The 13,966-nt window shown below is 72.5% G+C and carries 13 protein-coding genes; 5 read left to right on the top strand and 8 right to left on the bottom strand.

Translation table 11 applies throughout. The features are described from left to right. Positions 1–12 precede the first annotated feature (12 nt). A complete protein-coding gene (locus ACQEVM_RS24450; RefSeq protein ID WP_433082412.1) occupies positions 13–663 on the top strand; it encodes a helix-turn-helix domain-containing protein in 651 nt (216 codons plus the stop codon). Positions 664–724: 61 nt separating this feature from the next. Here ACQEVM_RS24450 and ACQEVM_RS24445 read toward each other — a convergent pair whose 3' ends face one another. The 4 genes from ACQEVM_RS24445 to ACQEVM_RS24430 all read right to left on the bottom strand — a co-directional run bounded on the left by ACQEVM_RS24445 (position 725) and on the right by ACQEVM_RS24430 (position 5,431). Next, entirely contained in the window at positions 725–1,708 is a 984-nt protein-coding gene (locus ACQEVM_RS24445; RefSeq protein WP_433082410.1) for a pseudouridine synthase, read from the bottom strand. Positions 1,709–1,744: 36 nt separating this feature from the next. Then, a complete protein-coding gene (locus ACQEVM_RS24440; protein ID WP_433082408.1) occupies positions 1,745–3,289 on the bottom strand; it encodes a serine hydrolase in 1,545 nt (514 codons plus the stop codon). A gap of 341 nt (positions 3,290–3,630) precedes the next feature. After that, complete coding sequence (locus tag ACQEVM_RS24435) at positions 3,631–4,476, bottom strand: siderophore-interacting protein (RefSeq protein WP_433082406.1); 846 nt, start codon at positions 4,474–4,476, stop codon at positions 3,631–3,633. Positions 4,477–4,525: 49 nt separating this feature from the next. Continuing rightward, positions 4,526–5,431 (bottom strand): 5'-3' exonuclease, encoded by a 906-nt coding sequence (locus ACQEVM_RS24430; RefSeq protein ID WP_433085347.1) that lies wholly within the window; start codon positions 5,429–5,431, stop codon positions 4,526–4,528. Positions 5,432–5,592: 161 nt separating this feature from the next. On the opposite strand from ACQEVM_RS24430, the gene ACQEVM_RS24425 reads away from it, so the two are divergent. Beyond that, entirely contained in the window at positions 5,593–6,225 is a 633-nt protein-coding gene (locus ACQEVM_RS24425) for a helix-turn-helix domain-containing protein (protein WP_433082404.1), read from the top strand. 43 nt (positions 6,226–6,268) lie between these two features. Then, positions 6,269–6,973 carry a helical backbone metal receptor gene (locus ACQEVM_RS24420; RefSeq protein WP_433082402.1) on the top strand — a complete coding sequence of 235 codons (705 nt, stop codon included), beginning with the start codon at positions 6,269–6,271 and terminating at the stop codon, positions 6,971–6,973. Positions 6,974–6,989: 16 nt separating this feature from the next. On the opposite strand, the gene ACQEVM_RS24415 is transcribed toward ACQEVM_RS24420, so the two are convergent. Further along, complete coding sequence (locus ACQEVM_RS24415) at positions 6,990–8,114, bottom strand: TDT family transporter (RefSeq protein WP_433082400.1); 1,125 nt, start codon at positions 8,112–8,114, stop codon at positions 6,990–6,992. Between the two features lie 70 nt (positions 8,115–8,184). Between ACQEVM_RS24415 and ACQEVM_RS24410 the strand changes: the two genes are divergently transcribed. After that, positions 8,185–9,102 (top strand): LysR family transcriptional regulator, encoded by a 918-nt coding sequence (locus ACQEVM_RS24410; RefSeq protein ID WP_433082398.1) that lies wholly within the window; start codon positions 8,185–8,187, stop codon positions 9,100–9,102. Between the two features lie 141 nt (positions 9,103–9,243). Here the strand turns inward: ACQEVM_RS24410 and ACQEVM_RS24405 are convergent, their stop codons facing one another. From ACQEVM_RS24405 to ACQEVM_RS24395, 3 genes are all read right to left on the bottom strand, one after another. Continuing rightward, on the bottom strand, positions 9,244–10,044 hold the full coding sequence (locus ACQEVM_RS24405; RefSeq protein ID WP_433082396.1) for a gamma-glutamyl-gamma-aminobutyrate hydrolase family protein: 801 nt from the start codon (positions 10,042–10,044) through the stop codon (positions 9,244–9,246). A 73-nt stretch (positions 10,045–10,117) separates the two neighbouring features. After that, positions 10,118–11,587 (bottom strand): ethanolamine permease, encoded by a 1,470-nt coding sequence (gene eat / locus ACQEVM_RS24400; protein WP_433082394.1) that lies wholly within the window; start codon positions 11,585–11,587, stop codon positions 10,118–10,120. Between the two features lie 140 nt (positions 11,588–11,727). After that, a complete protein-coding gene (locus tag ACQEVM_RS24395; protein ID WP_433082392.1) occupies positions 11,728–12,474 on the bottom strand; it encodes a FadR/GntR family transcriptional regulator in 747 nt (248 codons plus the stop codon). A 77-nt stretch (positions 12,475–12,551) separates the two neighbouring features. On the opposite strand from ACQEVM_RS24395, the gene ACQEVM_RS24390 reads away from it, so the two are divergent. Continuing rightward, complete coding sequence (locus ACQEVM_RS24390; protein ID WP_433082390.1) at positions 12,552–13,922, top strand: glutamine synthetase family protein; 1,371 nt, start codon at positions 12,552–12,554, stop codon at positions 13,920–13,922. The last annotated feature ends 44 nt before the right edge of the window (positions 13,923–13,966 follow it).

Here is a 13,966-nt window from a genome sequence, read left to right as displayed (position 1 = left end):
ACGATCGGTCGCATGAGTGGGGGAACGGACGAAGGGCCGAGACGGGTCGGTCGGCCTCGCGCCGATCAACTGAGACCGGAAAGCGGCCGGCCGCCGCGCGAGGAACTCCTGCGCGCGGCGGCCGAGCTGTTCACCGCGCGAGGGTACGGGGCCACCACCACACGGGCGGTGGCCGAACGGGCCGGAATGCGCCAGGCCACGATGTACCACTACTTCGGCGGCAAGGAGGAACTCCTCGCCGAACTCCTGCAGTCCACGGTGGCGCCCTCGCTTGCGCTGGCCCGCCGGCTGTCGGCCGAGAGCGGCCGGCCCGCGGCGCACCGACTGTGGGAGCTGTGCCGCTCGGACGTGATGCTGCTGTGCGGGGCGCCGTGCAACCTGGGCGCGCTGTACCTGCTGCCCGAGGTCGCCGGGGACCGCTTCGCCGGGTTCCGCCGCATGCGCGGTGAACTGCGCGATGTCTACCTGGAGTTGCTGTACGCCGCCTCGGCCGACACCGAACTCGTCGGCGACAGGGACGGGTTGGCCCTGCGCAACGACCTCGTCTTCGGGCTGATCGAGGGCGTCATACTCATCCGCCGCTCCGATCCGGCGCGCCCGATGGTGACCTTCGCGGAGGCCGCGGCCGATGCCGCCCTGCGGATCGCGGGAGTGGCGCGCTGAGCGCTCGCGGGCCGCTCGCGGCCGCGAGCGCCGGGCGAGGTGGCGGCCGGCCGCCGGGGGTTCAGGAACCCGGGGAGTGTCCGGCGGCTCCGGGGTCGGATTCCCAGCCCGCCCGGTCGTCCCAGGCGCGCAGACTCAGCCCGCTCTCCAGGCGATGGGTCGTCCCGGTGACGGGATCGGTGAACTCCAACTTCCGCGCGAGGAGTTGGAGCGGTCGACGGTAGTCCGACGGATCCGCCGCCGCGGCGACCACCGGATAGACCGGGTCCCCGAGGATCGGCAACCCCAGGCGGTTCATGTGCACCCGCAGCTGATGGGTCCGACCGGTGTGCGGGGTCAACCGGTAGCGGCCCAGCTCGCCCCGGACGGCGACGAGCTCGACGCGGCTCTCGGCATTGGGTTCCAGGTCCGGGAGCTCCACGGCCGCCATCACCCCGCGGACCTTCTCGATGTGGCTGCGGACGGTGCGGGGCAGCTCCACCGAGGGATCGTGCGGGGCGAGGGCCTCGTACTCCTTCGAGACCTTCCGCTGCTCGAAGAGCGACTGGTACGCCCCGCGGTCCTCGGGACGGATGCTGAACATCACCAGTCCGGCGGTCATCCGGTCCAGCCGGTGCGCCGGGCTCAGCGTCGGCAGGTCCAACTCCTCCCGCAACCGCGCCAGGGCGGTCTGGGTGACGTGGCTGCCGCGCGGGGTGGTCGCCAGGAAGTGCGGCTTGTCGACGACCAGCAGGTGCGCGTCCCGGTGCACGACCCGGATCGGGAAGGGCACCACGGGCTCGGTCGGCATGTCCCGGTGGAACCACAGGAAGCCGCCCGCCTCGTACGGGTCCTCGGGGCGCAGCACGCGCCCGCCGACGCCGAGCACCCGGCCGTCGCGCAGGAGCCGCGCCATCGACTCGGCCCCGCGGGTTCCCGCGTACCGCGCCGTGAGGTAGGTGCCGAGATCCGGCCACATCCCCTCCGGGTCGGGGGGAAGCCGCAGTCGTACCGGATCGATGCCGGAGACCTGGGGCAGGGGCGCGGGCGGGATGTTCCGTTTCATCGGGCTCCAGCCTAGGCGCTGCCGTCGCCGCTGCCGCTACTGCTCGGTGAAGGTGCCCAGGTGGTCGGCGTCCAGGTACTCGACGCGGAGCGTGCCGTCGGAGAACGTGACCCCGGTGCGGCCCACGGCGTTCTCGCCGACGGTCTCGAAGCTGAACACGTCGCCGTCGTGGTGGGTGAGCGGGAAACGCATGGGCTTCGGCCCGAGGGCGAGGGTCAGTCCGTCGCCGCCCGGGTTCGCGGTGACGGTGGCCTTGCCGAAGTAGGGGTTGTCGTAGGTCCCGGTGTACGCGCCGACCTCCCGGGCCGGCTTCGCGCCGGCGGGCGGGTGGGCGTAGTCGGTGGGGGAGCGGCCCGCGGCGTCCATCTGCGCGTACAGGGCCCCGGTCAGGGCCGCCCAGTCCGTGGTGGCCTTGCCGTGTTCGGCGACGTCGAAGAAGTCCAGGGCGACGGCGTCGGCGAGACCGACCGGGGCGCCGTTGGTCAGGACGACGATCCCGAGCTGTTCCAAGGGGAGCATCGTCACGTTGGTGTTGGCACCGAGTTCGAAGGCGCCGGAGTGACTCAGGCGCAGCCGTCCGGCCTGGTCGTAGGAGACGTTCCAGCCGAGACCGTAGAAGCCGGTCGTCGCGGTGGGCGTGGCGGGCGGCTGGGAGACGATCTGCGGGACGTGGGTGCGGGCCAGGGTGTCCTGCGGGACGATGCGCCGTCCGTCGAGGGTTCCGCCGGCCAGCTGGAGGCGCAGCCAGCGGGACATGTCACGGGCCGTCGAGCTGACCCCGCCCGCCGGGGACTGGGCGTCCGGGTCGCGGACGAAGCGCGGGCTCCAGGTGCCGTCCGGGTTCCTCACGTGGGTGGCGGCCTTGTCCGTCGCCCGTTCGAAGGCGGCGAACTCCGTGCTGGTGCGCGTCATGCCGGCCGGCCTGAAGAGGGTGTCCCGGGCGAGCTTCTGCCAGGTGGTGCCGTGGGCCCGGGCGATGGCCTCGGCGGCGGCCGTGAACCCGAAGTTGGTGTACGCGTAGCTCGCGCGGAACGGGGTGAGGGGTTCCAGGCGCAGGTGGTCGAGGATGTACGCCTGGTCGTAGCCGAGGTCTTCGAGGAGGTCCCCGGCGTGGTCGGGGAGGCCGCTGCGATGGGAGAAGAGGTCGGCCGTGGTGACGTGGCCGGCGACCCAGGGGTCCTTGAGGGAGAAGCCGGGGAGCGGGACGTGCCGGTCCCATTCGTCGGGGGTGGTCAGGGCGCCGGCCACCACCGTCGAGGAGACGGGCTTGGAGAGGGAGGCGATCTGGAAGACCGTGTCGGGGTCGACCTTCGCGATCTCGCCGGTCCGGCGCAGTCCGAAGCCCTTCAGGTGGATGACCTCGTCGTTGTGGACCACGGCCACGGACACCCCCGGGACGCCGGTGCGTTTCATCATGTCCGTGACGGTGGCGTCGAGGCGGTCCACCGCCCTGTCGACGGCGGCGTCGGTCAGTCGGGGCTTCGGCGACGGGGGGCTCGGTGCGGCGGTCGCTCCCGCGGTGGCGGCGGTGGCCAGCATCATGGCAGCCCCTGCCGCGCCGAGCACGCGGAGCGTACGCATGGGGTCATTGTCCCGCCGGACGGGCGGGGGCGCGCGGTGGCCTGGCGGCCGGGCGGGCGGGCGTGGTGGTTGCGCGCCGCGCGGGGTGTCGGTGCGGGTGCCGGGTGCCGGGTGCCGGGTGCCGGGTGCGGTGCGGGCCGTTGCGCGGAGCGGCCCGGCTGCGCCGGGCTTTTCGGGGCTCCGCCCCGGACCCCGCGCCTCAAACGCCGGCGGGGCTGGAATGGCCGGGGTCCGGCGCCGGGTGTGTGGGGCGGGGCTGGAATGGCGGGGTCCGGTGCCGGGTGCGTGGGGCGGGGCTGGACCCCGGACCTCGAACGCCGGCGGGCTGGAAGTGGGCGGGGTCAGACCGTGGCGGGGGTGGGGAGTTCCTGTTCGGCTTCGACCTTGGCGTTCCAGTCGCGCTTGATCGCGCGCCAGCCCTCGTCGGTCTGGCCCAGGCGCCAGTAGCCGGAGATGGAGAGACGTTCCCTCGGGATGCCGCGTTCGACGCGCAGGTGGCGGCGGAGTTCCTTCACGAAGCCGGCCTCGCCGTGGACGAAGGCGTGGACGTCGGCGGAAGGGAATTCCAGGGAGGTGATCGCCTCGACCAGGGCCTCGCCGACGGGGCGGTTCCCGCGGTGCAGCCAGACGGGGACGATGCCGTCGGGGGTGGCGATCTTCTGCTCGCCGTCCGGGCCGTCGACCTCGATGAAGGCGCGGACCAGCGCCCCGGCCGGCATCCGCTCCATCGTCGCGGCGATGGCCGGCAGGGCGCTCTCGTCGCCCGCGAGGAGGTGCCAGCCCGCGTCCTCGGCAGGGGCGTAGGCGCCGCCCGGCCCGAGGAAGCGGACGAGTTCGCCCGGTTGGACCCGAGCGGCCCAGGGGCCGGCGAGACCCTCGTCGCCGTGAACGACGAAGTCGAGGGTCAGCTCGCGGTGTGTCGGGTCCCAGCAGCGCACCGTGTACGCGCGCTGACGCGGCCACTCCTCGCTGGGGTGCACGGCGCGGATCCGGTCCAGGTCCCACGGCACGGTGTACGTGACACCGTCCGGTGCGAACAGGAGTTTGACGTAGTGGTCGGTGAACTCGCCCGCGCCGAAACCGGCCAGACCCGCACCGCCCAGCACGATGCGCACCATGTGCGGCGTGAGCCGTTCGGTGTGTACGACGACGGCGGTGCCGACTGTGCGGGCGCGTCCTTCTGCCACGGCGTCTCCCCTGACTCCCCAGAAACTTAGGATTACCTAAGTTAGCACCTCAGGGACGCAGCGCGCCTCCCAGGCGCGATACGGCTCCACCAAGACCCCACCGGCGGGCCAATGCGTCGACCATCTCCGGATCCGCCGCAGCCGCCGGGAGCGCGGGGTCGAAGGGGGGCAGCGGGACGTCCGAGGCGACCTGGACCACCTTCGGGGCCACCGCCAGATATGGCCGGGATTCATCCAGCCGCCGGCGCTGCGTGGGGGTGAGGCCCGACGTCGGGTCGTCGATCGCGGCGATGATCCCCGCGAGGTTCCCGTACGCGTCCAACAGTTTGGCCGCCGTCTTCTCGCCGATCCCCGGCACGCCCGGCAAACCGTCGCTCGGGTCGCCCCGCAGCAGCGCCAGGTCCGCGTACCCGGGACCGTCCACCCCGTACTTCCCGCGCAGCCAGGCCTCGTCCGTGACCTGGAGGGTGCCCACGCCCTTGAGCGGGTACAGCACGCGGCGCCGCTTGGCGTCGTCCACCAGCTGGTAGAGGTCCCGGTCGCCGGTGACGATGTCCACCGGGCCGGTCGCCCGTGCCGTCAAGGTGCCGATGACGTCGTCGGCCTCGTAGTCGGCGACTCCCACCCGGGCGATCCCGAACGCGTCCAGCGCCGCCTCGATGATCGGCACCTGCGGGGCGAGGGTGTCCGGGGTCTCCTCCACGTCCGGTCCGGTCGTGGTCTCCTCCGCGACCCGGTGGGCCTTGTAGGAGGGGATCAGCGCCACCCGCCAGTGCGGTCGCCAATCGGCGTCCATGCAGGCCACCAGGTCGTCGGGACGGTGGTCCTGGACCAGCCGGCCGATGAAGTCGAGGAGCCCGCGCACGGCGTTGACCGGGGTGCCGTCGGGGGCCTTCACGGAGTCCGGCACACCGAAGTAGGCGCGGTAGTAGAGGGAGGCGGTGTCCAGGAGCATCAGGCGTCGTGTCGTCACGCTGACGATGATGCCGCAGCGGTCCGACGACCCGCGGCCGAGGACGGGTCGAGCCGTGCACGCGAATCCGGGGCCGGTTGCTGCGTAAGGTGCTTACAGCACACCGATGTGCGTCCGACGGACAAGGGGAGGGCAGCCCCGCCATGAACGACAAGGACGGCAAGGTCGACACGGACGGCAAGGACGAGAAGGACAAGGACAAGGACTCCAAGGACCAACCGCTCCGGGTGGGCGTGGCCGTGCGCAAGAGGCGCCGCGCGCTCCAGCTCACCCTCGCCGCGGTGTCGGCGCGCAGCGGCCTGTCCGTCCCCTTCCTCAGCCAGATAGAGAACGAGCGCGCCCGACCCAGCATGCGCTCCCTGGAACGGGTCGCGGACGCGCTGGAGACCACGGCCGTGGAGCTGCTGGCCGCTTCCGACACCGCGCGCACCGTGGATCTCGTACGGGCCGGAGACGACTCCGGTCTCACCCCGATCCCGGGAGTCCGTCCGCTCGTGCGCGGGCACCACCAACTGCACGCGCTGGAATTCACCGGGGACCAGGACGCGGGCCGCGAGTACCAGCACCGCAACGACGAACTGATGTACGTGGTCGCGGGCGCCTGCCAGGTGGAGGCCGAAGGCCGGGCGTACCGGCTGGAGAGCGGCGACGCGCTGTACCTGTCCGGCGGGGTGCGCCACCGCTGGCGGGCCGTCACCGAGGACACCCGGATCCTGGTCGTGGCGGTGGGCGAGCACATCCACGCCACCTCCGAGCCGCCCTCCCCGGGGCACTGAACCGGTGGTCGTGTCCCGCGGGGTCTCGCGCGTCGTCTCGCTCGTGCCCTCCTTGACCGAGGCCGTGGCGGTGAGCGCGCCCGGACGCCTGGTGGGGGTCACCGACTGGTGCACGCACCCCGCCGATCTCGACGAGGCGGGCGTGGTGCGGATCGGGGGAACCAAGAACCCCGACGTGGCGAGGATCGTCGCGCTCCGCCCGGACCTGGTCATCGCCAACGAGGAGGAGAACCGGGCGCCGGACCTGGCCGCGCTGCGGGCCGCCGGGGTGCCGGTGACGGTCACCGAGATCCGCGACCTCCCGCAGGCGCTGCGCGAGCTGGACCGGCTGCTCGTCGGGACGCTGGGTCTGGCCCGACCGCGGTGGTTGACGGAGGCGGAGGCCGCGTGGGAGCGGGTGGAGCCCACGGAGGAGCGGTCGGCCTTCGTGCCGGTGTGGCGCAGGCCCTGGATGGTGCTGGGGCGGGACACCTTCGCCGGGGACCTGCTGGCCCGGCTCGGGGTGCGCAACGCATACGCCGGACATGCGGAGCGGTACCCGCGGGTTCCGGTCGAGGAACTGGCCGGGTCCGGCTGCGATCTGGTGGTGCTGCCCGACGAGCCGTACCGCTTCACCCCCTCCGACGGGCCCGAGGCCTTCCCCGGTCTGCCCGCCGCACTGGTCAGCGGACGGCACCTGACCTGGTACGGGCCCTCCCTGGCCGAGGCGCCGGACGTACTGGCGCGGGCCCTGCGCGCCGCCCGCTGACCAGCCGCTCCGGGACTCAGCGCGGGGCGCGGAGCAGGCGCCCGGAGTGCAGGCCGCGCAGCGTGTGGACCGCGGCCGTGGCCCAGGCGGTCAGCAGGACCACGAACAGGGCCGCGGCCAGCCAGGCGAAGGCGGTCAGCCCGGTGTGGCGGGCCAGGCCGGCGGCGCCGGTGACACAGGTGCCGACCGGGAACGTCAGGGCCCACCAGGTCATCGCGAACCCCATGCCGCCCCGCGCGGCCCGGACCAGCATCGCCGCGGCCAGGGCCAGCCACAGCAGGGCGAAGCCCATGACGGGAACCCCGTAGACGACGGCGAAGGCCCCGAGGGCGCCGGCGTACGGCGCGCCGATCGCCCCGGGGGCCATGTCCGCGAGCTGGTTGGCGGCGGTGGTGGACTGGCCGAGGGGCCCCAGGACCAGGAACAGGGTCGGGGTCAGCAGCAGCGGCAGCGGACCGCTCGTGATCAGTCGGCCGAGGATCAACGGCAGCATCAGCAGGGTGGCCAGCAGACTCAGGCCGAAGAGCGCGTAGCAGCCCAACAGCATGGCCTCGCGGGCCTGGCCGACGGGCAGGTGGGGTATCAGCAGCGGGCCCAGCGCGGCGGAGACCATCGGGGCGACCAGGGGGAGCAGCCACACGGGGGTGACCTGTCGCGGCTCGACCTCGTGACGCACCACCATCAGGTACGGGACGAGCACCGCCATCAGCAGGCCGATCGCGGTGCCGGCGGTGAACAGGACGGCGTCGACGGCGACGGCCGCCTCCGTGCCGATCAGGTCCTTGCCGACGATGAGGGTGCCGCCGCCCACGGCCAGCAGCGCCATCGACAGACAGCCGTAGAACGGTGCGACGGCCGGGTCCAGGAGATGGGCGCGGGCCTGGTCGCGGTGGTACAGCCAGTGCCCGGCACGGGCCGTCAGCAGCACGGCGAGGGCCGCGGCGGAGAGCGCCCAGACGAGTTGGCAGGCCACGCGTTGGCCGGGGAGCTGGTAGGGCAGGGTCGCGCCGGCGTTGGCGATGATCGCCGTACCCATGACCGAGGCGTACCAGTTCGGGCCGAGGTGCCGGAGCGCGGGGGCCTTGTGGGCCCGGGGTGCGGCAGCGGCGGTCGTGCGGGGACGTACGAGGGTGGTGACCATGGGTCCAGCGTCGTGCCGGGCGGCACCGATCGGCAGAGGCCACTGTCCTATGAGGTCATAAACTGACCTTATGGGTAACGAGGAGTGGGTTCCGCTGGCGCACCGCGTACCGGATCTGGGCGCGCTGGAACTGCTGCTCGCGGTCGCGCGCGTCGGCAGCCTGAGCGGGGCCGCCCGACGGCTGGGCATCACCCAACCCGCCGCCAGCAGCCGCATTCGGGCCATGGAGACCCGCTTGGGCGTGGCACTCGTCGACCGTTCCCCGCGCGGGTCCACGCTCACGGCGGAAGGCGCGCTGGTCACCGACTGGGCGCGGCGGGTCGTGGAGGCGGCCGAGGCCTTCGACGCGGGCGCGCAGGCGCTGCGCGGGCGGCGCGACTCGCGCCTGCGGGTGGCGGCGAGCATGACCATCGCGGAGTACCTGCTGCCCGGCTGGTTGATCGCACTGCGGGGGCAACGCCCCGGCACGGCCGTGTCGCTGCACGCCGGGAACTCGGCCGACGTCGCCGCACGCGTCCTCGCGCACGAGGCCGACCTGGGATTCGTGGAAGGACTCTCCGTGGCGGACGGACTGGACTCGGTGGTCATCGCGCAGGACCGGCTGGTGGTGGCGGTGGCTCCGGGACACCCGTGGGCGCGGCGCACCAGGCCGGTGCCGGCGGAGGAACTGGCGGCGACCCCGCTGATCCTGCGGGAACGGGGCTCGGGGACGCGGCAGGTGCTGGACGCGGCGCTGACCGGTTGCGGGGGACTGGCCGCACCCCTGCTGGAACTGGCGTCCACGACGGCCGTGAAGGCGGCGGCGCTCAGCGGGGCCGGGCCGTGCGTGCTGTCGGAACTGGCGGTGGGGGACGAACTGGGGGCACGGCGGCTGGTGGAGGTGCCGGTCGCCGGGGCGGCGCTGGACCGGGCGCTGCGGGCCGTGTGGCCGACGGGGGCGCGGCCTGCGGGGCCCGCGCGGGATCTGCTGGCGCTGACCCGGGGGTGACCCCTGGCCGGGGGCGGACGGGGGCGGGGCGGTTGCCCCGGGCCCCGGCCTCGCCGGCCCCGGCCCCCGGCCTTGACGGGGTGCCGGGGGTGCCTCCGGTGCGGCGCCGTTGCGGGGGCTCCGCCCCCGGACCCCCGCGCCTCAAACGCCGGCGGGGCTGGAGGTGGCGGGCTGGAAGGTGGGCGGGGCTGGAGGGTGGGGCTGGAAGGGGGCTGGGGTCAGACGTGGGCCAGGGGGGGCGGTGGTGAGGTTCTCGGTGGGGGTGGCCGCCGTGATCAGGGCGGCCATGACCCGGGTGTCCTTGTCGCGTTCCGGGTGCCACTGGACGCCCACGACCCAGCGGTCCGGGTCGGGGAGTTCGATGGCCTCCACCGTGCCGTCCAGGGCGTGGGCCGAGACGATCAGGCCCTGCCCCAGGCGGTCCACGGCCTGGTGGTGGTAGGTCGGCACGTCCGCCTCCTCCGGCACCAGCGCCGCGTACCGGGTGCCCGCGACCGGGCGGACCGGGTGCGAGGAGATGGCGCCCGGGGTGTGGACGTGGCCGTCGAGGTGCTGGATCAGGCTGCCGCCCAGGGCCACGTTCAGCGCCTGCATGCCCCGGCAGATGCCGAGCAGCGGGAGGTCGGCGGCCAGGGCCGCCCTGATGAGGGCCAGCTCCCACTCGTCGCGGACCGTGGCGGGTGCGCCCGTACGGGGGTCGCGGGGGGCGCCGTAGTGGACGGGGTCGACGTCCGGGCCGCCCGCGACGACCAGACCGTCCACCCGGCTCAGCACCTCCGCGGCGCGTCCCGGTTCGTCCGGCGGCAGCAGTACCGCGGCGCCGCCCGCGGCCTGGACGAGTTCGTAGTACCCGGAGGGGACGAGGGCGGTCGGGAGGTCCCACACGTTGTAGCGGGTGGATTCCTCGACGTAGGTGGTGATGCCGATGAGCGGCCTGGGCACGGGTGCTACCTCCAGGGTGGTTCCGGGGTGTTCCGACGGACCCGTACCGGCGAACCGGTACGGGTCCAGGATTTCAGTCGCGGGTCAATTCCGCCTCGGCGGCGGCCAGCGCCGCGAACTCCTCCTCGGGTGCGGAGGCCACCAGGTGGTGGCGGCTGTAGAGCGCGAAGTAGGCGAGGGCGACGGCGTACACGGCCAGCGCGATGAAGGCCGCGTCCTTGTCCACGAGGAAGGTCGCGACGAGCGCCGAGAGGGCCAGGACGAAGGCCACCGAGGAGGTGACGATGCCGCCCGGGGTGCGGTACGGGCGCTCCAGGCCGGGCTCCCGCCGGCGCAGCACGATGTGCGAGAGGGCCATCAGGGCGTACGAGATGGTCGCGCCGAACACGGCGATGTTCAGCATGCGCGGGCCGTTGCCGGTGGCGGCTGCCAGGGCGAAGCCGATCGCACCGGGGATCAGCAGGCCCAGGTACGGGGCCTTGCGCTTCGAGGTCAGGGACAGGAAGCGCGGCAGGTAGCCCGCCCGGGAGAGGGCGAACAGCTGGCGCGAGCCGGCGTAGATGAGGGAGAAGAACGACGCCACGAGGCCCGCGAGTCCCGCGTAGTTGACGAACGTCTTCAGCCAGGAGAGGCCGGAGTTGCCCTCCAGGGCGACGACCAGCGGGTTGCCTGCGTCCTTGAGGGCGTCGGCGCCGCGGGCGCCCGTCGAGGCGAGGAAGGTGATCAGGGCGAGCAGGACGAGGATGCCCATGGAGATCGACAGGGCCCTGGGCATCGAGCGGACCGGGTCCTTGGCCTCCTCCGCCGCGAGGGGGACGCCCTCCACGCCCAGGAAGAACCACATGCCGAACGGGAAGGCGGCCCAGATGCCGAGGACGCCCAGCGGGAGCCAGGAGCCCGCGCCGAAGGCGCTGCTGTCGACGGCGATGTCGTTCAGGTTCGACGCGTCGAACTCGGTGAACGCGCCGAGCGCGAAGACGATCAGCGCGATCACGGCGACGGCGGTGACGACGAGGGAGAAGCGCAGGGCCTCGCCGACGCCCCAGAGGTGGATTCCGATGAATATCGCGAAGCAGGCGAGGTAGACCGGCCAGCCGGAGGTGAGGCCGAAGAGGTTCAGGGACTCGACGTAGTCGCCGATGAAGATGGAGATCGCGGCGGGGGCCAGGATGTACTCGATGAGGATCGCCGTGCCGGTGAGGAAACCGCCCCAGGTGCCCAGTGCCCGACGGGCGAAGCCGTAGCCGCCGCCCGCCGTGGGCAGGATCGCGGAGAGTTCCGCGAGGGAGAAGACCAGACAGGCGTACATCGTGCCCATCAGGACGGTGGCGATGGCCAGGCCGCCGAAGCCGCCCTGCGCCAGGCCGATGTTCCAGCCGGAGAAGTCGCCGGAGACGACGTACGCGACGCCGAGACCGGTGAGCAGCAGCCAGCCGGCGCTGCCGCGGCGGAGCGTGCGACGTTCCAGGTAGCCGTCGCCGCCGTCGGGGGACGTGGTGGGATCGGCCGCGGCTGTCTGCCGGGGCTCGGTGTCGTCGGCCATGTGCGCTCCTGCCTAGGGCAATGGTTGTGAGGCGTACCTTTGCGTCAAGGGAGTGGAGCGCGCAAGACCCCTGCGTTAAACAGGGGTTACGAAACACTCTCGGTCCGAAACCCGGCCGAACCAGCTGTAAAGGGCAACTTTCAGGCCAGAAATCCCCGCAGGAGCGCCGCCGTCCCGCAGCAGTGTTCGCGCATCGTCTCCCGCGCCGCGTCCGCGTTCCCCTCCAGGACCGCGTCCACCACGGTCGCATGCTGCTGCTGCGAGTGCTCCAGGTTGCGCACCAGCAGCGGAATGCAGTCCAGCAGGTCGTTCACGGTGGCGCGGACGGCCGCGTACTGGGCCGTCAGCGTGGCCGATCCGGCCAGTTCGCACAGGGTGAGGTGGAACAGCGTGTCCTGGCGGCGGTAGTCCGCGAGCGGGGCGTCGTGGGTGGCGGTCAGCGCGCCGAGCAGCCGCTCGGTCCCCTCCTCGGTCAGTCCCTGCGAGGCGCACAGCCCGGCCGCGCCCACCTCCAACACCTCGCGGAAGCGCAGCGCGTCCTCGATGTCCACGCCCGCCACCCGCCGCCGCAGCTCCCGCTCGGCGCCGCCGGCGGGGGTGTCGGGGCGGTTCAGCACGAACGTTCCGCCGTACCGGCCGCGGCGGGCCTCCACCAGGCCCTGGTCCTGGAGCACCTTCAGCACCTCCCGGAGGGTCACCCGGCTGATCCCCATCCGCTCGGCCAGCTCGCGCTCGGCCGGAAGCCGCTCCCCGCCCGGCACCAGCCCCAGCCGGACGACCTGGAGGATCTGCTCCAACGCCTCCTCGAAACCGTTGCCCGCCCGTACCTGTCGCAGTACGGGATTCAGCCGTGCGATGGCGTCGCCTTCACTGGTCGTATCGGTCATCTCGGCCCCTCCCCTTCCCAAGCAATGGTTCTATTCAATACCTTAGGCGCACTCGGCTCACCGAAGGAGAGATTCCAGTGGTAGACCGCAAGCCGCCGCTCGCGATCGAGGAGCTCCGCTCCCTCGTCGCCAGCGGTGAGATCGACACAGTCGTCCTGGCCTTCCCCGACATGCAGGGGCGCCTCCAGGGCAAGCGGTTCGCCGCACAGTTCTTCCTCGACGAGGTACTCGCCCACGGCACCGAGGGCTGCAACTACCTGCTCGCCGTCGACACCGACATGAACACCGTCGACGGATACGAGATGTCCTCCTGGGACCGCGGCTACGGCGACTTCGCCATGCACCCCGACCCGGCCACCCTGCGCCGCCTCCCCTGGAACCCCGGCAGTGTCTTCCTCCTCGCCGACCTGGCCTGGAACGACGGCTCGCCGGTGGTCGCCGCCCCGCGCCAGATCCTGCGCCGCCAACTGGAGCGCCTGGCCGACCTCGGGTACACCGCCATGGTCGGCACCGAACTGGAGTTCATGGTCTTCCAGGACACCTACGAACAGGCCTGGAACGCCAACTACCGTGACCTGACACCGGCCAACCAGTACAACATCGACTACTCCGTCCTCGGCACCGGCCGCATCGAGCCCCTGCTGCGCCGCATCCGCAACGAGATGCAGGCCGCCGGCCTCGTCGTCGAGTCCGCCAAGGGCGAGTGCAACCTCGGGCAGCACGAGATCGTGTTCCGCTACGACGAGGCGCTCACCACCTGCGACCAGCACTCCGTCTACAAGACGGGAGCCAAGGAGATCGCGGCCCAGGAAGACGTCTCGCTCACCTTCATGGCCAAGTACGACGAGCGCGAGGGCAACTCCTGTCACATTCACCTCTCGCTGGGTGACGCCGACGGACACAACGCGATGGCCGGCGGACCCGACGACCCCGACGGCATGTCGCCGGTGATGCGTCACTTCCTGGCCGGCCAACTGGCCGCGCTGCGGGACTTCTCCCTTCTCTACGCCCCGAACATCAACTCGTACAAGCGTTTCCGCCCCGGATCCTTCGCCCCGACCGCCGTCGCCTGGGGCGTGGACAACCGGACCTGCGCCCTCCGCGTGGTGGGCCACGGCCGCTCCATGCGCTTCGAGAACCGCCTGCCGGGCGGCGACGTCAACCCGTACCTCGCCGTCTCCGGTCTCGTTGCCGCAGGCCTTTACGGCATCGAGCACCGCCTGGAACTGCCCGACGCCTGCGCCGGCAACGCGTACACCGCCGACTTCGCCCACGTCCCGACCTCCCTGCGCGAGGCCGCGGAACTCTGGGAGAACAGCGAGATCGCCAAGGCCGCGTTCGGCCCGGAAGTCGTCGCCCACTACCGCAACATGGCGCGCGTGGAACTCGACGCCTACGACTCCGCGGTGACCGACTGGGAACTGCGCCGCTCCTTCGAACGCCTCTGACCGCACCCACCCCGCACCCACCGCACCCGAACGTCTGAGAGGCA

It is taken from the genome of Streptomyces sp. CA-243310 (assembly GCF_050936775.1).
Lineage (GTDB): Bacteria > Actinomycetota > Actinomycetes > Streptomycetales > Streptomycetaceae > Streptomyces.
This window is presented reverse-complemented; position numbering and strand designations above follow the sequence as displayed.

Coding starts and splice junctions, on each gene's coding strand:
- ACQEVM_RS24450 (WP_433082412.1), top strand. CDS start 13: ATGAGTGGGGGAACGGACGAAGGGCCGAGACGGGTCGGTCGGCCTCGC.
- ACQEVM_RS24445 (WP_433082410.1), bottom strand. CDS start 1,708: ATGAAACGGAACATCCCGCCCGCGCCCCTGCCCCAGGTCTCCGGCATC.
- ACQEVM_RS24440 (WP_433082408.1), bottom strand. CDS start 3,289: ATGCGTACGCTCCGCGTGCTCGGCGCGGCAGGGGCTGCCATGATGCTG.
- ACQEVM_RS24430 (WP_433085347.1), bottom strand. CDS start 5,431: ATGCTCCTGGACACCGCCTCCCTCTACTACCGCGCCTACTTCGGTGTG.
- ACQEVM_RS24425 (WP_433082404.1), top strand. CDS start 5,593: ATGAACGACAAGGACGGCAAGGTCGACACGGACGGCAAGGACGAGAAG.
- ACQEVM_RS24415 (WP_433082400.1), bottom strand. CDS start 8,114: ATGGTCACCACCCTCGTACGTCCCCGCACGACCGCCGCTGCCGCACCC.
- ACQEVM_RS24410 (WP_433082398.1), top strand. CDS start 8,185: ATGGGTAACGAGGAGTGGGTTCCGCTGGCGCACCGCGTACCGGATCTG.
- eat (WP_433082394.1), bottom strand. CDS start 11,587: ATGGCCGACGACACCGAGCCCCGGCAGACAGCCGCGGCCGATCCCACC.
- ACQEVM_RS24395 (WP_433082392.1), bottom strand. CDS start 12,474: ATGACCGATACGACCAGTGAAGGCGACGCCATCGCACGGCTGAATCCC.